The 18,909-nt window shown below is 47.1% G+C and carries 18 protein-coding genes; 11 read left to right on the top strand and 7 right to left on the bottom strand.

Annotation, left to right across the window (positions count from 1 at the left end; genetic code table 11):
- Positions 1 to 4: 4 nt before the first annotated feature.
- The 3 genes from DW205_RS16930 to DW205_RS16920 all read left to right on the top strand — a co-directional run bounded on the left by DW205_RS16930 (position 5) and on the right by DW205_RS16920 (position 3,956).
- Positions 5 to 1,924: a SusD/RagB family nutrient-binding outer membrane lipoprotein gene (locus tag DW205_RS16930; protein ID WP_005866151.1), complete on the top strand. Its 1,920-nt coding sequence runs from the start codon at positions 5 to 7 to the stop codon at positions 1,922 to 1,924.
- Between the two features lie 122 nt (positions 1,925 to 2,046).
- Positions 2,047 to 3,195, top strand: a complete 1,149-nt coding sequence (locus DW205_RS16925; protein ID WP_005866153.1) for a DUF362 domain-containing protein — start codon at positions 2,047 to 2,049, stop codon at positions 3,193 to 3,195.
- Positions 3,192 to 3,956 carry a DUF6599 family protein gene (locus DW205_RS16920; RefSeq protein WP_005866156.1) on the top strand — a complete coding sequence of 255 codons (765 nt, stop codon included), beginning with the start codon at positions 3,192 to 3,194 and terminating at the stop codon, positions 3,954 to 3,956. The genes DW205_RS16925 and DW205_RS16920 overlap by 4 nt, the downstream gene beginning before the upstream one ends.
- Positions 3,957 to 3,966: 10 nt before the next feature.
- Here the strand turns inward: DW205_RS16920 and DW205_RS16915 are convergent, their stop codons facing one another.
- Together DW205_RS16915 and fabD are read right to left on the bottom strand one after the other, a co-directional pair.
- A complete protein-coding gene (locus tag DW205_RS16915; RefSeq protein WP_005866158.1) occupies positions 3,967 to 4,773 on the bottom strand; it encodes an alpha/beta hydrolase in 807 nt (268 codons plus the stop codon).
- A 168-nt stretch (positions 4,774 to 4,941) separates the two neighbouring features.
- Entirely contained in the window at positions 4,942 to 5,823 is an 882-nt protein-coding gene (gene fabD, locus DW205_RS16910) for an ACP S-malonyltransferase (protein ID WP_005866160.1), read from the bottom strand.
- Between the two features lie 139 nt (positions 5,824 to 5,962).
- Here fabD and DW205_RS16905 point away from each other — a divergent pair, with 139 nt between their 5' ends.
- Positions 5,963 to 6,157 (top strand): twin-arginine translocase TatA/TatE family subunit, encoded by a 195-nt coding sequence (locus DW205_RS16905; RefSeq protein ID WP_005858259.1) that lies wholly within the window; start codon positions 5,963 to 5,965, stop codon positions 6,155 to 6,157.
- A gap of 6 nt (positions 6,158 to 6,163) precedes the next feature.
- Positions 6,164 to 6,991: a twin-arginine translocase subunit TatC gene (gene tatC, locus DW205_RS16900; RefSeq protein ID WP_005866162.1), complete on the top strand. Its 828-nt coding sequence runs from the start codon at positions 6,164 to 6,166 to the stop codon at positions 6,989 to 6,991.
- 78 nt (positions 6,992 to 7,069) lie between these two features.
- Here tatC and DW205_RS16895 read toward each other — a convergent pair whose 3' ends face one another.
- Positions 7,070 to 7,921, bottom strand: coding sequence for an aldo/keto reductase (locus DW205_RS16895; RefSeq protein WP_005866164.1), 852 nt, complete (start codon positions 7,919 to 7,921; stop codon positions 7,070 to 7,072).
- A 163-nt stretch (positions 7,922 to 8,084) separates the two neighbouring features.
- On the opposite strand from DW205_RS16895, the gene DW205_RS16890 reads away from it, so the two are divergent.
- Positions 8,085 to 8,900, top strand: a complete 816-nt coding sequence (locus DW205_RS16890; protein WP_005866166.1) for an AraC family transcriptional regulator — start codon at positions 8,085 to 8,087, stop codon at positions 8,898 to 8,900.
- Here the strand turns inward: DW205_RS16890 and DW205_RS16885 are convergent.
- A complete protein-coding gene (locus DW205_RS16885) occupies positions 8,897 to 9,772 on the bottom strand; it encodes an arginase family protein (RefSeq protein WP_005866168.1) in 876 nt (291 codons plus the stop codon). The genes DW205_RS16890 and DW205_RS16885 overlap by 4 nt on opposite strands.
- A 118-nt stretch (positions 9,773 to 9,890) precedes the next feature.
- Between DW205_RS16885 and DW205_RS16880 the strand changes: the two genes are divergently transcribed.
- Positions 9,891 to 12,197, top strand: a complete 2,307-nt coding sequence (locus DW205_RS16880) for a GH92 family glycosyl hydrolase (RefSeq protein WP_005866170.1) — start codon at positions 9,891 to 9,893, stop codon at positions 12,195 to 12,197.
- Between the two features lie 60 nt (positions 12,198 to 12,257).
- On the opposite strand, the gene DW205_RS22750 is transcribed toward DW205_RS16880, so the two are convergent.
- Positions 12,258 to 12,392: a hypothetical protein gene (locus DW205_RS22750; RefSeq protein ID WP_005858250.1), complete on the bottom strand. Its 135-nt coding sequence runs from the start codon at positions 12,390 to 12,392 to the stop codon at positions 12,258 to 12,260.
- A gap of 133 nt (positions 12,393 to 12,525) precedes the next feature.
- Between DW205_RS22750 and DW205_RS16875 the strand changes: the two genes are divergently transcribed.
- Genes DW205_RS16875 through DW205_RS16860 form a run of 4 tightly spaced genes read left to right on the top strand, consistent with a single transcriptional unit; the run spans position 12,526 to position 17,692 of the window.
- A complete protein-coding gene (locus DW205_RS16875; RefSeq protein ID WP_008778111.1) occupies positions 12,526 to 13,524 on the top strand; it encodes an isoaspartyl peptidase/L-asparaginase family protein in 999 nt (332 codons plus the stop codon).
- A gap of 33 nt (positions 13,525 to 13,557) precedes the next feature.
- Positions 13,558 to 14,928 carry a DNA repair protein RadA gene (gene radA, locus DW205_RS16870; protein ID WP_005866174.1) on the top strand — a complete coding sequence of 457 codons (1,371 nt, stop codon included), beginning with the start codon at positions 13,558 to 13,560 and terminating at the stop codon, positions 14,926 to 14,928.
- Between the two features lie 13 nt (positions 14,929 to 14,941).
- Positions 14,942 to 16,549, top strand: a complete 1,608-nt coding sequence (locus tag DW205_RS16865) for an NAD(P)/FAD-dependent oxidoreductase (RefSeq protein ID WP_005866176.1) — start codon at positions 14,942 to 14,944, stop codon at positions 16,547 to 16,549.
- 3 nt (positions 16,550 to 16,552) lie between these two features.
- Positions 16,553 to 17,692, top strand: a complete 1,140-nt coding sequence (locus DW205_RS16860) for a glycoside hydrolase family 43 protein (RefSeq protein ID WP_121963121.1) — start codon at positions 16,553 to 16,555, stop codon at positions 17,690 to 17,692.
- On the opposite strand, the gene DW205_RS16855 is transcribed toward DW205_RS16860, so the two are convergent.
- A complete protein-coding gene (locus DW205_RS16855) occupies positions 17,686 to 18,075 on the bottom strand; it encodes a hypothetical protein (RefSeq protein ID WP_005866180.1) in 390 nt (129 codons plus the stop codon). The two genes, DW205_RS16860 and DW205_RS16855, sit on opposite strands and share 7 nt — an antisense overlap.
- A 12-nt stretch (positions 18,076 to 18,087) precedes the next feature.
- Positions 18,088 to 18,897: a peptidylprolyl isomerase gene (locus DW205_RS16850; RefSeq protein WP_005866181.1), complete on the bottom strand. Its 810-nt coding sequence runs from the start codon at positions 18,895 to 18,897 to the stop codon at positions 18,088 to 18,090.
- Between the last annotated feature and the right edge of the window lie 12 nt (positions 18,898 to 18,909).

Genomic DNA, 18,909 nt, shown 5'->3' with positions numbered 1-18,909 from the left:
GAAGATGAAAACAAGAAATATACTTTTTACCGGACTGGTATCGGTGGCCGCTCTTCTTTCTTCCTGTAATGACTTTCAGGAGATCAATGAGGACCCGAATCTTGTGGGAGAGGATAAGGTGAAGCCCCAATGGTTCCTGAATGCCTCTATCATGGGAGACCAGATGAACCCAGAGATAGCCGAGCGTATCTTTATCTTGTACTGGGACCGTGCTTCCCGTTTCAATAGGGGAAGTGGTTTTACGATCGGTACGGATAACAATGATTATAGTACGATCTACTTGAGTAATGATTACGCCGTAGGTTGGCTGAATCAAGTGACCAAAGCGATCCAGCTGGGAGAGCGGATGGTTGCCAATGGGGAGGCGGATACCTATCCCTATTATAAGAACGTAATCCAGATGTCCCGTATCTGGCGTGCTTACTTGAACTCGGAAGTCGCTGACGGTTTCGGGCCGATCCCAGCGTTAGCCGCTTTCTCCGGTGTACCGGCTGAGTACGATAGTGTAGAGGCTATCTATCAATTTATATTGAAAGAGTTACGGGAAGCTGAGTCTGCGTTGGACCCCTCCTTGGATATGTCCGCTATGGCTAACGAGGATGCTTTCTATGCGGGAAATGTTGCGAAATGGAAGAAGTACGCCAACTCCTTGCGTATGCGTTTGGCGATGCGTATCTCGGCTGTCGATCCTGTCTTAGCGAAAGCGGAATTTGAGGATGCCGCCTCTAAGACATTTATTTCCGAGCCAACCGATATCGCTTCCGTGCAGGAGAAAGAGGGTTGGGATGAGCTGACGAGCGTGATGTCTCGTCCTTGGAATGGGCAGGCGATGTCCGTGACGTTTAAGAACTTGGTAGTTGGTTTGGGTGGACAGGAATTTCCGTTGCCGGACTCCTTAAAAAGCCATTTGAAGAATCCGTACGAGTATCAAGGTTTGTATTTGAACCAGCACTTCCCGCTGACAACGAATGATCCGTGCGCCGGTTTTTATTTCGACGGTATACCTCAATACGTAGATCCCCGTGCCCCGAAGTTGTTTAGTGTAGTAGGCTGGGATGATGGCGTGGTTTATTCCGATTATATCGGTGCGGCCAGCGAGGTGAAGCCGGTTCACTTGAAGAATCCGGCGGATAATACCCAGAATATGTTGACGATCGATCCGAAATATACGTGGGGCACTTGGGTCGCCGGAGAATGGGACGTGAAAGCCGGTCTGGTAAGTGAGCTGACAGGTAAGAATTATAATTATCCCTCTATGTCGAAACAATATCGAATGAGCACCAATAAGCGTGTCTTTTTCGGCCCGTGGGAAAGTTACTTCTTATTGGCGGAGGCTGCGGTGAAAGGCTGGAAAGTTCCGGGAACGGCTAAATCCAATTATGAGTCTGGTGTTACGGCTAGTTTTGAGTATCATGGCTTATTGAGCCAAGTCGGCGATTATCTATCGTCTCAGAAATACAACCGTGTAGGTACTTCCGTCGCTTTCGACCATACGACAGAGGCGAAATCGTATACGATCCGTTATACGGACCCATATACGAAGGAGGTAAAAAGCCGTACGTATGAATATCCCCATAACTCGATCTACCGGAATGGCGCTTATAATAATGACGCTCTGACGAAGATTATCACCCAGAAATATATAGCGCAAGTTCCTTGGTTGCCGGAAGAGGTTTGGAGCGATCATCGTCGTTTAGGTCTTCCTTTCTTCGAGAACCAAGCGGTAGAGAAGGATTACAACCCATTGAATCAAGTTCCTTTGACGGTCGCTACCTCTAAGGAATGCCGTTGGGATTTCTACCCGAAACGTTATCGTTATCCGGCGAATATCCAAACGAATAATCAAGTGGGTTATGCGCAAGCTCTCCAGCTTTTGGGCGGCCCGGACTTGACGACTACTCCACTTTGGTGGAACGCTAAATAGCGAACCTGCTTGGTCTGTTTTATATATACTTTTTCGGTGTCACGCATTTACTTGTGTGGCACCGTTTTTTATGGATATATTTCACTATCTTTGGTACGAATATAATGTGAACCTATATCCCCATGAAAAGACGTAACTTCTTTCGATCTATCGCTTTAGGCGGTGTAGGGGCGGCGCTTACTCCCGTGGCGAAAGCGGCCTCTTCTTTGGCTTCGGAGAAAATGAAGCCCCAAACCAATGTGAAACAGGCATTGGCTATTCCTCGTAACGAATATTCCATGCCGGGTAAATATCCCGGAAAAGTAGTCAAGATGAATTCCGCCCATGGTGTCGTGGATGGTAAACCATCTGAGGCCGTAGCCTACGAGATGCTTAAATCCGGAATGTTATATCTGACCGGCGAGAGTGATCTGAAAGCGGCTTGGCTGCGCTTCGTCGGGCCGGAAGATGTCATTGGCTTGAAAGTAAATCCGATAGCGGGAAAGCTCTTGTCTACTTCACATGCGGTCACCCAATCCGTTATCAAGCAATTGGAGGAAGCAGGTATTCCCCGGAAGAATCTTATTATTTGGGACCGTCGTGAGGTCGATTTAAAAGAGTCCGGCTTTACGGAGGAGAATTATCCCGGTATCCGTATACTTGGAACGGAATATCAAGACGAGAACGGTAGTTATATCGATGCCGATGGAAAGTATTACGGAGAGAACCGTATCGACCGCAGTCAATATTTCCGGGCGGCTATAGTGGAGGAATACGATGCCTACACGATGCCCTATATGATTAACTCGGGAGAGGAGTCTTATTTCTCTAAGATCTGTACGGAAATGGTGACTAAGATCATCAATATCCCTGTATTGAAAAACGCCGGAGTCTCGATCACTTCCTGCATGAAGAACCTAGCGTTCGGATCTATCTCGAATACGAGCAGGCTTCATAAAGAATTATGGCATGAGACCTGCGCTTATGCTTGTGCTTTCCCGCCTCTTCGTGATAAGGTGGTATTGAACATCGTGGATGCGCTGAAAGGCTGTTTTGAGGGTGGCCCGGAGGCCAATCCCCAGTTCATTTGCCAATACAATGCGTTGCTGCTCGGCTCGGATGCGGTAGCCGTGGATAGTGTCGGTTTCGATATGGTACTCGCTAAGCGGATCGAGGAGGGGATACAAAAACAGGAAAAGCCCGGTAGCCGGCGTTTCTTGGAATTGGCGGAAGAGATAAAGCTCGGGATTGCCGACCGAAGTAAAGTGGATTTAAAGGAGATTGATTTATGAGAGGTTTGATACGTTGTTGTCTCTTTCTTTGCTTTCCGGTTCTGTTATGGGCACAGGATGGGGTACAGGTAAAGCGGGAGCGTGTATTTACCGGTTCCGGGCTTTATGGTTTCATGAATGGAGGGGCCGAGCAGTTTTTGGAGTATGGCGTTTCCCGGTTAACGGCAAGAGATGTCGTTTACAAAGGAGAGGATTATACCCTAGAGATTTACGAGATGCCTAGCCCCGAGGATGCGTTTGGTATTTACTCTTTGCATATATTTAAATGCGAACGGACTGATGCCTTGGGATGTATTGATTGTTTATCTCCCTATCAGTTACAAGCCGTGGTAGGGAATAAGTATGTATCGGTGGTTTTCTCTTCCGGTTCCTCGGCCGCTAAGGATGCGGTAGACGAATTGATCCGTCTTTATTTACCGATGGATGGTAAGGAGGCTCCTCAAATTCCGGAGATACTTGGGATTCGTTCCCCTTATTCGGGTGCGGTGAAATATTTGCGAGGTCCAATCTCTGTCTCAAGCGCCAGTACGTCTTTGGCTGAATTGCTGGAAGATTGCCCGTTCACGGGAGTCTGGTTCGTCGGAGATAGGAAGGCCGATGATTATCAAGCCTTGATTTACGTGAAAGATCAAGAAGCCTTGAAACGTTTAAGTGAGAAAATACCAGTCTCTTCTTGCATCCGTCAGGGAGATGACTTTATTTATATAAAAGGAACGGAGGAGGAAGCAGCGGACGAGGATCACGGAGACTTCGGGTTTTAACCCGAGTCTCTTATTCAATCGTGCTTAGCCATTTCTCCAGTTCGTCAGTCCATTGACGTTTGTATACGAAGTTGTCCCGGAACCCAAAACTATGGCCGCCCTTTGGGTAAATATGCAAGGAGGCGGACACCTTGTTCTTTAGTAAAGCAAGATAATAAAGCACGCTATTCTCCGGGCTAATCGCCTCGTCATCCGAAGCCAACGCTATAAAAGCGGGAGGTGTCAGTGAGTTTACGTGTAATTCCAGAGAGAAAGCTTCCTCTTCCTCATGCGTGGGATTCGCTCCTAATAGCCGTTCCCTCGATTTAAGGTGCGTTAAATGAGGTAGCATACTGATAACCGGATAAAGGAGTATTTGGAAATCCGGACGTGCGTCGTCTACCCCGAATATTGCGGTATGCCCGGCGATATAACCGCCAATGGAGGCACCCATGACACCGACCTTCGTAATCTTCCACTCTTCCGAGTAATTACGGAGGATGCGGAGACCTTGGCGAACATCGTCCAGAGGGACTTCCCTATGTCCGTTCGGCATCCGGTATTTCAATACGGCATAAGTAATACCTTGCGCGTTAAACCATGCGGCCATATCACGCCCCTCATGTCCGATCGAAATCTTGGAAAGTCCGCCACCCGGACACATCAAGATCGCCTTGCCATTCGGCTTCGTCGCCGGATAAACCAATAAGGAAGGATTCGATATATTGGATATGGCATTCGGGGCATCTTCCAATTCTACGCCGGCCAATCCATTACTAGTGGGCGCTCCATCCGGCCAAAGTAGGATAATCCTATTTTTCTGTTGTACTGTTTCCATTTTCTATATTCTGAATTGTGTTTATAGTATAAAACAACGTTGGCCTTTGATTAGTTTAGCATTCAAGATCTTTTCGAATCATCATCGTATATAAAAAAGTCCGGAAAAGACGAGGGAAATCACCCTCCATCCTTTTCGGACTTTTATCCTATTACATTGAAAGGTAAATTATTGCATACCTTCCGTAGTCATTTCCTTATTAATCTTTTTAACCAATCCCTGAAGAACGGCACCCGGGCCTAACTCGATGAAATGAGTGGCACCGTCGGCAATCATGTTTTGTACGCTTTGGGTCCAACGTACCGGGGCGGTTAACTGTGCGATCAAGTTAGCCTTAATTGTTTCCGGGCAAGTCTCGGCTTTCGTGCTTACGTTCTGGTAAACCGGGCAAGAAGGTTTATTGATCGTCGTAGCCTCGATAGCGGCAGCCAACTCCGTACGAGCCGGTTCCATCAATGGAGAATGGAATGCTCCACCTACTTTCAACTTCAAGGCACGCTTAGCGCCTGCGGCCAATAACTTCTCGCAAGCCTGATCGATACCGGGGATAGAACCGGAGATTACCAATTGGCCCGGGCAATTATAGTTAGCGCAAACCACTACCTCGTCCTTGATGCTTGCGCAAATTTCCTCAACCGTCGCGTCCGGCAAGGCTAATACGGCGGCCATTGTAGAGGGAGTTGCCTCGCAAGCCTTTTGCATAGCCATGGCACGTTTGGAAACTAATACCAAGCCGTCCTCGAAAGACAATGCTCCGGCAGCTACCAAGGCAGAGAATTCTCCTAATGAGTGACCTGCGGTCATATCCGGTTGGAATTGATCACCTAATGTTTTCGCGAGAATAACAGAGTGTAAGAAGATCGCTGGTTGAGTAACCTTGGTTTGTCTCAGATCCTCGTCTGTTCCGGCAAACATTAAATCCGTGATACGGAAACCAAGGATCTCGTTAGCCTTCTCAAACATCTCTTTAGCAAGAGGATTATTATCGTAGAGGTCTTTGCCCATACCTACGAACTGTGCCCCCTGACCGGGAAATACGTACGCTTTCATCTTTCTAATTTTTTTCTAATTTCAGTTTTTTAAGACGGTGCAAAGGTAATAAATTTGGAATAATGAGGCTACTATTCATTACAAATTGTATCTTTGCCCCCATAGAAACAAGAATATTAATGACTAATATTATAATATCATGAATGAATTACTATTTTTAGGAAACTTAGGTACTGGCGAGATCGTGATCATCGCCATTGTTGTGTTGTTACTTTTCGGTGGAAAGAAAATTCCTGAGCTGATGAAAGGTATCGGTAAGGGTGTGAAGAATTTCAAGGACGGTGTAAAAGGTTTGGAAGACGATATCAAATTAGACGATACGGAAAAGAAGTAAAGGAAGATGCAACAAGAAGAAATGTCATTCTGGGATCACCTAGAAGAACTTCGTTGGACTTTATTTCGTTCTGTTTTAGCGCTCTTTGTTTTTGCTATAGCCGGGTTCTCGGTAATGCCGTGGCTGTTCGATAATGTCGTGATGGCCCCGTGTAGCTCCGATTTCATCGTCTATCGGGAAATGTGTAAGATTAGTTCTCATTTTTCTTTTCTCCCGGACTTTTGTAATGATACGTTCCATGTGAACATTGTCAATATCAAACTGGCTTCCCAGTTCTTCACGCATATGACAAGTTCTTTCTGGCTGGCGTTATTATTGACTTTCCCCTATTTGATGTGGGAGATCTGGAAGTTCGTAAGTCCGGCTCTCTACGAGAATGAGAAGAAAAATGTACGTTGGGTATTCTTGTTCGGAACGATAATGTTCTTTATTGGATGCTCAGTGGGTTATTTCTTGGTGTTCCCGATGACACTACGTTTCTTGGCGACTTACGAGTTGAGTGCCGCCATTACGGAACAGGTATCCCTTGATTCTTACATGGATAACTTCTTGATGTTGATATTCGTGATGGGAATCGTATTTGAGATGCCATTGGTATCTTGGCTATTATCTCAGATAGGGTTGCTAAACCGCTCGTTCTTTCATAAATACAGACGGCATGCTGTTGTCGGCTTGTTAGTTGGTGCGGCGTTCATCACTCCAAGTAGTGATCCGTTTACGTTAAGTATCGTATTCTTACCGCTCTACGGTTTGTATGAGTTGAGTGCGTTCTTCGTGAAAAAAGCCCCAAAGGAAGAAGACGAGGAGAATGAGGAAGATAATAATGAGGAATAAATCCCGAAAGTTATAATAATGTAATATAAAAGAGGCGTGATCCATAACGGATTACGCCTCTTTTTGTGTAGGCCTTGTTTATCTGTTTTTCTCTAGGCTCAATATGAACCGTATCAATTCCGGATCATAATGTGAGAAAAACAGGCTTTGGGCTTTGTCTAACTTCGCGATTTCATTCATGTCCTGTTCCGAAAGTTCAAAACTGAATACGTCGAAGTTCTCTGCCATCCGTTCTTTATGCGTGGATTTGGGGATAACGACTATGTTGCGTTGGATGAGGAAGCGCAAGGCGACTTGCGCCACGGATTTATTATATTTCTGTCCGATTCCCGTCAATATCCCGTTCGTGAAAAAGTTATTGCGCCCTTCTGCGAAAGAGGCCCATGACATGATTTGTGTACCATATTCCCGCATGATTTCCTCTGCTTTCACTTGCTGATTGAAGACGTGTGTTTCCACTTGATTCACTGCGGGTTTTATTTTTACATGTTCCGCTAGGTCGATAAAACGGTCCGGGTAAAAGTTACTTACGCCGATGGCCCGGGCTTTTCCTGCACGGTAAGCCTCTTCCATGGCACGATATGTTCCATAATAGTCGCCAAAAGGCTGGTGAATGAGCAGAAGATCAACATATTCGGTCTGTAATTTGCGCAGAGACTCATCGATGGAGGCTTTCGCCTTCTCCTCTCCGGCGTTGGTCACCCATATTTTTGTGGTGATGAACAATTCATCGCGAGGTACGCCACATTTACTTATGGCTTTGCCTACACCTTCCTCGTTATAGTACGCTTGTGCCGTGTCGATGGAGCGATAGCCTACGCTGATAGCATCCAATACGCAACGTTCACATTCCTCGGGGGCTATTTGATATACACCATAACCCAAGATCGGCATTTCTACGCCGTTGTTCAATTTTACTGTTTTGTTCATCGTAATGTTGTTTTAAATTGTGGTCGCAAAGTTATGTCTGATAAGCGGATATGACGATAAATAAAAGTCGGTGCTATTTTCATTTTTTTCGGTTGTTGAGTCTCGATTTTATTTTTATATCGTGTTTTTCTGTATCTTTACTCTGTAAACAAGAGAGCTGATTATGAATACGGATATCCTATTTGCTGACAACCTCGATGATATGATTTCCGGGAGTTTTGACCGGTATTGTACACATGCGCTTTGTCGTGAGGGTGAAGCTTCATTCCTGATGACGGGCGAATGGTTTCGGATGAGGAAAGGGGATTGCGTTATATTTACTCATAATGAACTTATATCTAAGATAGAGATAAGCGACGATTTTCAGGTAACGGTACTTTATATCTCGAACAGTTTTTCATTCAAGAATATCCCTCGAAATGATTATGACGTGATAGGAAAGTTGACACTACTCCGTAACCCGATCATGTCGCTTACAGAGCGAGAACAGCGGATATTTATGGAAGATATTGAACTTATCCGCAGGCGGTTGACGGACCATACGCATCGTTTTCATGACGAACTAATCGGTTGTTTGGCTAAAACTTTCGTGCTCGACCTTTACGATTTCCATGCACGAATTTATGAATCTCCCTCTGTATCGGAACAAAATGCCGTGTTGATGGAGCGATTTATAAATCTGCTAAAAGCGGGGGATTATCGAAACCACAGGGAAGTATCCTATTACGCTTCACGGCTCTGCATTACGCCTAAATACCTTACGGAAGTTTGTAAGAAAGCAAGCGGATTTACAGCAAATTACTGGATAGACCGTTTCACCATCTCCCGGATTACCCACTTGCTTTCAGACAAGAACCTGACATTGAAAGAAATCTCAGACAATATGAATTTCTCTTCTTTGTCTTTTTTCAGCCGTTACGTGCAACGATTGCTGAAAGTCTCACCATCAGAATACCGGAACGGCAATCTGATTGCTTAAGCTTTTAACAGTGGTAATTGACTCAACATATTCCTAAGCTTAATCGCTATCCGTGGCATAGGTTCGGCGACGGTAAGTCCTACTAGATCGTATTCGGACGCAATGTCATTGATGGCACGTACTACCTCGTTTATTTTCATCCCGTTCGGTTCTATGCCGCCCCCGGCTATCATATCCGCTGGATCAATGACATCTATATCGAGATGGATGACAACCTTGGAAGCACCTGTCCCTTTCAACCATTCGAGGATAAGCGAGCTATCAGCCGCCACTTCTTCCGGAGATAAACCTTTTATACCTAATTCTTTCTGCCGTTCCTTCATACCCTCGTCCCACGAGCGTAAACCTACGATTAAACTATTCGAGATCTTGAACTTTCCCGGTAATAATTGAAGAATCTCCTCATCACCCATCCCTAGACAGGCCGTCAGGGCCATCGCATGATATCCCTTATACTCGTCATACGGCAAGTTTATATCCGGATGCGCGTCTATCCAGACAATTGCGATATCATCCGGGTATTTAGCGGCCAGATAGGTGAAGGGTACGACACTCACCGAACATTCGCCCCCTAAAGTGACGATCTTTTCCGGAGTGTTTTCATGTAATAATTCAAGGGCCGCTTTTGTTTGTTTCAGAATAATCTTACGGGCGCTGACCCCTAGATCCGTTTCCCTATCCTTTATATCTAGTGAGATGGGTACTTCCACGGTTTTCTGGGGACTTGGGGGAGCGAGGATATTGAGTAATTGAGCACCAAGGTAATACCCTCTGGAAGCGTCGTCCGCAGGAAGGTCGGGCATCCAATGATTCACGATCCCACCTTGCCATTGGGGATAGATCAAACGAAGTGTCGATGTTTTATCTTCCATGTTATCGTAGTTTTTGTACAAAGTTAAAGGATTCCACCGAATTCTCGTCTTGATGAAAAAAGATTTTCTCCTTGATGAAAAAAGATTCTCATCATAATGAAAAAAGATTTTCACCCCGATGAAAATAGAAAGTTTTCCCCGTAAACTGTTTCTCTTTCGAAATAATTTATGTATGTTTGCTCAAACTCAAAACGAATTGCATAACATGAAGCACATGTCTATATTGGCGGTCTCTTTGCTGGCACTCGTGGCCTGCACGCCTGAAAAGAAACAGGAGGCGGATTACTCGCAGTATGTGAACCCCATGATCGGTACGGATTTTACCGGCAATACCTACCCGGGAGCCCAAGTTCCTTTTGGTATGGTACAATTGAGCCCGGATAACGGTTTGCCGGGTTGGGATCGCATCTCGGGGTATTTCTATCCGGATACGACGATCGCCGGCTTTAGCCATACGCACCTTTCCGGTACGGGGGCAGGCGATTTATACGATATCTCTTTTATGCCCGTGACCCGTCCTTATAAAGAGGCCCCTGCGCCGTTAGGCATTTACTCCACGTTCTCGCATAATGACGAGGCGGCTTCCGCAGGATATTACCGGGTATTGCTGAAGGATTATAACATTAACGTGGAGCTTACGGCTACCGAGCGTTGCGGTATCCAGCGGTATACCTTCCCGGAGGCCGAGGCTTCGGTATTCTTGAACTTGAAGAAGGCGATGAATTGGGACTTTACCTTGGATTCCAAGATCGAGGTGGTAGACTCTACGACGATCCGTGGATACCGCCTATCCCAAGGCTGGTCTCCCTTGCAGCATGTTTATTTCGAGACCCGTTTCTCTAAGCCTTTCGTGGCTTGTCATATGGATACGACTTCTATCGTGACCAAGGAAAAAGGTTGGATCGGTACGGCCTATGTGGCCCGTTTCGATTTCAATACGAAGAAGGATGAGGAAATCCTTGTCACGACCGGAATCTCTGGCGTCAGCATGGAGGGAGCGGGAAAGAATTTGCGTGCGGAAGCCCCGAAGGATGATTTCGATTACTATCAAGCGCAGGCTAGCGCGAATTGGAACCGACAGCTTTCCAAGATTGAGGTGAAAAGCCGGAATACGGACGATATGGTGAAATTCTATACGGCCTTGTATCATTCCATGATCGCCCCGACGATCTATAGCGACGTGGATGGTTCTTATTACGGCCCGGATCAGCAAATCCATAAAGTGGACGGATGGACGAATTACTCTACTTTCTCTTTATGGGATACCTACCGTGCCTCCCATCCGTTGTTTACGTATACGGAGCCGGAACGGGCGAATGATATGATCAAGGGTTTCTTGAAGTTCTATGAGCAGAACGGGGCTTTGCCTTTATGGAACCTTTATGGCTGGGAAACGAATATGATGATCGGTTATCATGCGGTGCCCGTTATCGTAGACGCTTATCTGAAAGGTATCGGTGATTTCAATGCCGAGAAAGCGCTGGAGGCTTGTATAGCGACAGCCAACCGGGATGACTATCGGGGTATCGGCGATTATAAGAAGTTGGGCTACGTACCGGCTTATAGCGATCCGAAAAAATGGGAGAACTGGTCTTTATCGAAGACCTTGGAGTATGCCTACGATGATTATTGCATCGCTAAGATGGCCGAGAAGATGGGTAAGAAAGAGATTGCCGACGAATTCTTTAAACGTTCACAGAATTATCATAATGTGTACAATCCGGCAACTTCCTTTATGCAGCCTCGTGATGAGAAAGGAAACTTTGCCGCTAATTTCAGCCCCGATGATTATACGGAAGATATTTGCGAGAGCAATGGTTGGCAATATTTCTGGTCCGTGCCGCAAGATCTGGACGGTTTGATCGGATTGGTAGGAAGTAAGGAACGTTTCGCCGAGAAATTGGATAGTATGTTTACCTATGTCCCCAAATCGGATGAGGAATTGCCTATCTTTAGTACAGGCATGATCGGTCAATATGCGCATGGAAATGAGCCGAGCCATCATGTGATCTACTTATATAATAAGGTCGGCCAGCCTTGGAAGACTCAGAAATACGTGGCTCAGGTATTACATGATTTGTATCTGAATACCCCGGACGGTATTTGCGGTAATGAGGACTGTGGGCAGATGTCCGCTTGGTTTGTGTTTAGCGCCATGGGATTCTACCCGGTTGATCCGATCAGTGGCCAATATGAGATCGGCTCCCCGTTGTTCCCGGAAGTGAAGATGCATGTAGGTAATGGCAAGACCTTTACGGTTTTGGCTCCCGAGGTCTCTGCGGAGAATATTTATATCCAATCCGTGAAGCTGAACGGACAACCTTATGATAAGAGTTATATCACCCACGAGCAAATCATGAGCGGGGCGACATTGGAGTTCGTCATGGGCAGCCAGCCGGGACCGGTATGGTATACGAACGAATGAAATAGCTCTCTATGATATAATGAAGAGAAGTGCCGTGGTCATATCGCCATGGCACTTTTTTTAATCCGGCTCATGCGAATCTTTCCCATAAGCCTTGACAATATCCTTTACGATGTACCAGAGTACGAACACGACCATTATGCTTCCGATCAATATCTTTCCCACTCTTATGATAGAATCGATGTATTCTTCCATAATGTTATTATTTAAGAGATTACCGTTCGAAGTAAATGTACGGATAAAAATCGGGAAATAAGTCTATGTCTCTAAGATAATTCAGATATTTGTTCTATTTTTGAACATTGTATAAATGATTAAATATAATAGCATGTTAAAACAAATGATAGCCTTGACGGCTTTGATGGTGTCATCCATTGCTTTTGCGCAAGACCGGGAGTATGTAATCGTGGTACATGGTGGTGCGGGGGCGATGGCCGGATTGGAGGAAGATCCGGTTAAGTCGGCTCAATATTACGCCGCATTGGACTCTGCTTTAATGATTGGAGATAAAGTTTTGTCGGCGGGAGGCGAGGGACCGGAGGCGGTTATGGCCGTCATTAATTACTTCGAGGGAAATCCGTTGTTTAACGCCGGAATTGGTGCTACCTGTACGGCGGAGGGAACTTTTGAGTTGGACGCTTCCATCATGGAAGGCAAGGATTTAAGCGCAGGCGCTGTAGCTGGCCTAAAACACGTGAAGCATCCGATCAATGCAGCCTATGCCGTAAAGACAAAATCTCCGCATGTCATGCTGAGCGGAGCCGGTGCCGAGGAGTTCGCCAAGGAACAAGGCTTGGAAATGGTAGAAGACAATATGTATTTCGCTACGCCCAAGACGATGGAGTGGATCGAGAAGTTAAAGCAAGAAAGTAAGAAGAACGGTACGGTAGGCTGTGTCGTTCTGGATAAGCAAGGAAACTTAACGGCCGGGACCAGTACCGGCGGTATGTTCAAGAAACGTTGGGGGCGTATCGGTGATTCGCCCGTGATCGGGGCGGGAACGTATGCGGATAATAACAGTTGCGCTGTCTCCTGTACGGGGCATGGAGAGTATTTTATCCGTCATGCGGTAGCGTTCGATGTGTGTGCCCGCTATAAATACCTTAAGGAAAGCGTAGAGAAAGCGGCGGATTATATCATCCATACGGAATTGAATACGAACGCCGGCAACGGCGGCTTGATCGCCGTGGATAAACTAGGAAATATCGCCATGCCTTATAACAGTGGTGGCATGTTCCGCGGATTCTTGTATAAGGAGAAAGGTAGCCCGGAAATTAAGAAGGGCTGCGGTATCGGAAAGAAGATCGTTGTAGTAGGGGAAAAGTAGTTTTTTGTATCTTTACGCCAAATTCAAGATAGAATGGCGAAAACAAAAACCGTATATGTCTGCTCTAACTGTGGCGCTGATTCCCCGAAATGGCTGGGTAAATGCCCGAATTGTGGGGAGTGGAACACCTATGTAGAGGAGATCGTAACAAAGGAGCCTGCCGTGAAGCGGCCAGTTCCCGGTATTATGGAGGGCAATAAGATCCGTCCGGTGTTATTGCGTGATATAACGACGGAAGAGGAGGCCCGTATCGATTTAAAAGATGATGAATTAAACAGGGTCCTCGGCGGAGGCTTGGTGAAAGGCTCTTTGGTCTTGATCGGGGGAGAGCCGGGAATCGGAAAATCTACCTTGGTCTTGCAAACCGTGTTGGGCTTGACAGGCTTGAAAACCCTATATGTCTCGGGCGAGGAGAGCAGTCGCCAGTTGAAACTCCGGGCGGACCGATTATCGCATGATAATCCGAACTGTTTCATCTTATGCGAGACACATCTGGAACAGATTTTTACGCAAGCGGCCAATATCCAGCCGGACTTGATGATCATAGATTCCATACAAACCATCTTTACGGAAGTCGTGGAATCTTCCCCCGGCAGTGTTTCCCAAGTACGCGAGTGTAGCGCCGCTATCTTGAAATACGCCAAGGAAAGCGGTGTCCCGGTCTTATTGATCGGCCATATCAATAAGGAAGGTAGTATCGCCGGTCCGAAGGTATTGGAGCATATCGTGGATACGGTGTTGCAGTTTGAGGGCGATCAGCATTATATGTATCGTATCTTGCGGAGCATCAAGAACCGTTTCGGCAGTACGGCGGAACTAGGGATTTATGAGATGCGCCAGAACGGGCTTCGTGAGGTCAGCAATCCATCCGAGTTATTATTAACCCAGAATCATGAGGGACTGAGCGGTGTCGCCATCGCCGCCGCTATCGAGGGGGTACGTCCTTTCCTGATCGAGACGCAAGCCTTGGTCAGCTCGGCGGTTTACGGTACGCCGCAACGTAGCGCCACCGGATTCGATTTACGCCGAATGAATATGTTATTGGCGGTATTGGAGAAAAAGGCGGGTTTTAAGTTGATCCAGAAAGATGTTTTCCTGAATATCGCCGGAGGTTTGAAAGTGAATGATCCGGCTATCGATTTGGCGGTAATTAGCTCCATCCTTTCCTCTAGCTTGGATATCAGCATCGAGCCGGGTGTTTGTATGGCCGGAGAGGTAGGCTTGTCCGGAGAGATCCGTCCGGTCAACCGTATTGAGCAACGTATCTTGGAGGCGGAGAAGCTGGGTTTCTCCCGGATTATCATTCCGCATAATAATCTAAAAGGTTTCGATACGGCGAAGAGCAAGATTCAAATCGTACAGGTAAAGAAAGTGGAGGAAGCCTTTCGGCAACTATTCGGTTAATATATAATAAACAATGATAAAAGAATTACAACTCAGGATATTGCCGGAAGAGGCTGTTAATGAGCAATCGCTAAGGCAAGTAGTAGCCCGTGAGACGGGTGAGGCTCCGAAAAATATCCGGGCCGTACGTGTATTGAAACGTTCGATAGACGCACGCCAGCGAACGATATTTGTCAACGTGAAACTGCGTGTTTTCATGAACGAGATGCCTAGCGAGCCGGAATATCAATCGATAGAGTATAAAGATGTCTCGGCAGGGAAACCTGTGATCGTCGTAGGAGCCGGTCCGGGAGGTCTGTTCGCCGCCTTGCGCTTGATAGAGTTAGGTTTGCGCCCCATCATCGTCGAGCGAGGTAAGGACGTGCGGGAACGCAAGAAAGATATCGCCTTGATCAGTCGTGAGCATAAGGTGAACGGAGAATCAAATTATAGTTTTGGTGAGGGCGGTGCCGGCGCTTATTCTGATGGAAAGCTGTATACCCGTAGCAAGAAAAGAGGCTCGGTAGATAAGATACTGAATATCTTTTGCCAGTTTGGGGCAAGTCCCTCTATCTTGGCGGATGCCCATCCGCATATCGGAACCGATAAGCTCCCCCGTGTGATCGAGAATATCCGGGAGCAAATCAAGCGATGCGGAGGTGAGGTACATTTCGAGACCCGTATGGATGCTTTTATCATGAAAGAGAACGAGGTGATCGGCATCGAGACGAATACGGGAAAGAGCTTTTACGGGCCTGTTATCTTAGCTACCGGCCATTCGGCCCGTGATGTCTATAACTATTTATACGAACGCCAGATCCAGATCGAGGCGAAAGGGATCGCGGTCGGTGTTCGTCTGGAACATCCTCAGGAATTGATCGACCAAATCCAGTATCATCGGAAAGAAGGTCGTGGAAAATATCTTCCTGCGGCAGAGTATAGTTTTGTGACGCAAGCGAATAACCGGGGCGTCTATTCCTTCTGTATGTGTCCGGGAGGTTTCGTAGTTCCTGCGGCGAGCGGACCTAAGCAGGTCGTGGTAAATGGAATGTCGCCTTCTAACCGGGGTTCCTGCTGGTCTAACTCAGGGATGGTGGTAGAGATCCGTCCGGAAGATTATTCCGAACTGGTAGGGCAGGAGGAGCTTTATCTTCGGAATGGCGAGAAGGTGGATGCGGACTCCCCATTAGCGTTGATGGCCTTTCAGGAACGTCTGGAAGAGGTCTGTTGGTTGAATGGAGGCATGAAGCAAACGGCTCCCGCCCAGCGCATGGATGATTTCATGCGGAAGAAGAACTCTTTCGATTTACCGGTTTCCTCGTATACGCCGGGTCTGCTGGCCTCTCCGTTGCATTTTTGGATGCCGGAATTCGTGACCAGTCGCCTTCGTGAAGGTTTCCGTTATTTCGGTAAGGTCTCTAGAGGCTTCTTGACCAACGAGGCAACCATGATCGGTGTAGAGACCCGTACATCCGCTCCGGTCCGTATCCTCCGTGATCGGGATACCTATCAACACGTCACGGTAAAAGGTCTTTTCCCTTGCGGTGAGGGAGCGGGGTATGCGGGAGGAATCGTATCCGCTGCCATCGACGGGGAACGTTGTGCGGAAGGAGTGGTGCAAGTCTTAAATTTAATAAAATAGAAAATGAAGTTTATCAAGAGAAGTTGGATGTCTCTTTGTTTGGGCATCTTGGTGTTATTTAATGTTAGTTGTACGGGAAAGAAAGCTGCTTCGGAGGATAAGGATGAGGTATTGTCATACAGTAATCCTTTGTCGGTCCAGTTTGGTGATCCATACGTATTGTTGGCCTCGGACGGACGTTATTATATGTATGGTACCGGTGCCGGCGCTGTAGACGGTTTTTGCGCCTATTCTTCCGATGATTTGATCCATTGGAAACCGGAAGGGCAGGTTTATCGGGGCAATACGCCCGATTCTTGGGTAATCGCTAATTTCTGGGCGCCGGAAGTGTACGAGCGTGACGGGAAGTTCTATATGTTCTTCAGTGCGGATTGGCGGAACAATCCGACCAACGAGGAGGAAAATTTCCGTATCGGCGTAGCTGTGTCGGATAAGCCGACCGGACCATTTAAGGAATTGGCCGATGCTCCTTTGTTCGATCCGGGATATCCTGTAATCGACGGAAACTTGATCGAGGATGAGGATGGCCGTACCTATCTCTATTATTCCCGTTGTTGCTATAAGCATCCGGTAGAAAGCGAGATCGCCGATGAGGCAAAGAAGAAAGGCATGTTCGACTCCGTTGAGGAAAGCTGGATTTACGGGGTGGAGGTCGCTCAGGATCTTACGCACGTAATTGGGGAACCCGTACTTCTGCTGCGTCCACCCGTAAAATTGGATGATGCGCAAAGTGAATGGGAAAGTCGCTCGGTTACCAAAGGGGAGGTCGGACGTCGTTGGACGGAAGGCTCTTTCATGCTACGTCACAACGGCTTGTATTATATGATGTATTCCGCTAATTATTTTGGCGGGGCAAATTATGCGGTGGGATATGCCGTGTCCGAACATCCGTTAGGACCGTTTGAGAAGGCATCTAATAATCCGGTGCTGGAGAAGAACGTGGAAAAAGGCGGTATCGTCACGGGTACCGGACATAATAGCGTTACTTGGTCGAAGGACGGAAAACAAATGTATTGCGTTTATCACGGGCGTACCCAGAAGACAGGGGATGAGCGGGTCGTATTCATCGATAAAATGCGAATCGATGAGAAGGGCCTTCTAGTCGTGGAAGGCCCTACCACCGATCCGCAATCAATTCAATAGTTATTTATCTCTTCCAGCAACGCCACTCGTTCCAATGAGAACGTAGTGTCGTTGCGTTGGATATATTCCAATAGCTCTTTCGCTCTTGCCCGGAGTTTTTTACCTTGCGCCTCCGGCAAAAGGAAACTTTCTTCCAGCAAGGTCTTGGTCGCCAGTTCCATGCGTTGGAGGCCACACGAGTCATCACCGTCCAGATAAGTGCGGATGCCGTCGATAGGCGTGTTCAGCAAGAAATCGTTATCCAGTTTTAAGGATGTGTAGACGGATTGGATTAACTCGGGGTTCTTGCGTGCCCCATCGTTGGAATTACGATTGAAGATGATCTGGGCGATCACTTTGCCCAGTTCCTCGATCTGTACCATGATGAAATCTCTCTTTAACATAGGAGTGGTGAATTATTCGATCGTTATATTTTGGATGCGGATGTCTTTCTTCGGACGGTCATTCTGGTCTTTCGGCTGGGTGGCGATCTGATCCAGAACGTCGAACCCCTCCGTCAGCTCCCCGAAGATCGTATAAGTGCCGTCCAGATGATGGCAACCGCCTACGGTGGTATAAGCCTTCCGTTGCTCGTCCGTAAATAGCAAATGCCCGGGAGTTGCTTGAATAACGGAGTCTATCTGGGCGTTGATCATTCTCAATCGCTTCTGGTATTCCCGTTTGTTACTCATCTTTATCATATTCAACTCGGCACGGACCGGTGCGTAAAACTCCTTCAGGGCCTTTTGCCGGGCCGGATAGTTGGCGGTACGCTCTAACGTATCCAGTTCGGTTTCCCTATAGACCTTCCCCTGCACGATAAAGAATTGCGACATGTCCGATTTCTTTTGCGGGTTGACATCGTCCGGTTGGCGGGGAGCGGCCAAGGCTCCTTTCTTATGGAAATATTTCTCGTTGATCTCGGGCAGGATCTCGGCGGAAGGATCGCCAAAGCCGCATTTGGCACCGGCGGGAGCGTTCTTGGAATCCGGGGCTCCTCCTTGGATCATAAACTCCGGCAGGACACGGGTGAATAAGGTCCCGTTGAAATCCCCCCGTTTCGCCCGTTCGATAAAAGTACGGGTGTGATTAGGCACATCATCGTACAGGATGGCCTTCATAGTACCTACATTGGTTTTAATAACTACCGTTTTTCCAGCTTCTTGCGCCGAGGTGGCTACCACGCAAAGGAACAATGCTGATAAAATGTAATATATCTTTTTCATGAGATTTTAATT

This window comes from Parabacteroides sp. AM17-47 (assembly GCF_003434625.1).
Classification (GTDB): Bacteria; Bacteroidota; Bacteroidia; order Bacteroidales; family Tannerellaceae; genus Parabacteroides; species Parabacteroides distasonis.
Note: the sequence above shows the minus strand (reverse complement) of the source record. Positions and strands in the feature narration are given on the sequence as shown.

Coding starts and splice junctions, on each gene's coding strand:
- DW205_RS16920 (WP_005866156.1), top strand. CDS start 3,192: ATGAGAGGTTTGATACGTTGTTGTCTCTTTCTTTGCTTTCCGGTTCTG.
- DW205_RS16895 (WP_005866164.1), bottom strand. CDS start 7,921: ATGAACAAAACAGTAAAATTGAACAACGGCGTAGAAATGCCGATCTTG.
- tatC (WP_005866162.1), top strand. CDS start 6,164: ATGCAACAAGAAGAAATGTCATTCTGGGATCACCTAGAAGAACTTCGT.
- DW205_RS16925 (WP_005866153.1), top strand. CDS start 2,047: ATGAAAAGACGTAACTTCTTTCGATCTATCGCTTTAGGCGGTGTAGGG.
- DW205_RS16860 (WP_121963121.1), top strand. CDS start 16,553: ATGAAGTTTATCAAGAGAAGTTGGATGTCTCTTTGTTTGGGCATCTTG.
- DW205_RS22750 (WP_005858250.1), bottom strand. CDS start 12,392: ATGGAAGAATACATCGATTCTATCATAAGAGTGGGAAAGATATTGATC.
- DW205_RS16880 (WP_005866170.1), top strand. CDS start 9,891: ATGAAAATAGAAAGTTTTCCCCGTAAACTGTTTCTCTTTCGAAATAAT.
- DW205_RS16915 (WP_005866158.1), bottom strand. CDS start 4,773: ATGGAAACAGTACAACAGAAAAATAGGATTATCCTACTTTGGCCGGAT.
- DW205_RS16890 (WP_005866166.1), top strand. CDS start 8,085: ATGAATACGGATATCCTATTTGCTGACAACCTCGATGATATGATTTCC.
- fabD (WP_005866160.1), bottom strand. CDS start 5,823: ATGAAAGCGTACGTATTTCCCGGTCAGGGGGCACAGTTCGTAGGTATG.
- radA (WP_005866174.1), top strand. CDS start 13,558: ATGGCGAAAACAAAAACCGTATATGTCTGCTCTAACTGTGGCGCTGAT.
- DW205_RS16885 (WP_005866168.1), bottom strand. CDS start 9,772: ATGGAAGATAAAACATCGACACTTCGTTTGATCTATCCCCAATGGCAA.
- DW205_RS16855 (WP_005866180.1), bottom strand. CDS start 18,075: ATGTTAAAGAGAGATTTCATCATGGTACAGATCGAGGAACTGGGCAAA.
- DW205_RS16905 (WP_005858259.1), top strand. CDS start 5,963: ATGAATGAATTACTATTTTTAGGAAACTTAGGTACTGGCGAGATCGTG.
- DW205_RS16875 (WP_008778111.1), top strand. CDS start 12,526: ATGTTAAAACAAATGATAGCCTTGACGGCTTTGATGGTGTCATCCATT.
- DW205_RS16850 (WP_005866181.1), bottom strand. CDS start 18,897: ATGAAAAAGATATATTACATTTTATCAGCATTGTTCCTTTGCGTGGTA.
- DW205_RS16865 (WP_005866176.1), top strand. CDS start 14,942: ATGATAAAAGAATTACAACTCAGGATATTGCCGGAAGAGGCTGTTAAT.
- DW205_RS16930 (WP_005866151.1), top strand. CDS start 5: ATGAAAACAAGAAATATACTTTTTACCGGACTGGTATCGGTGGCCGCT.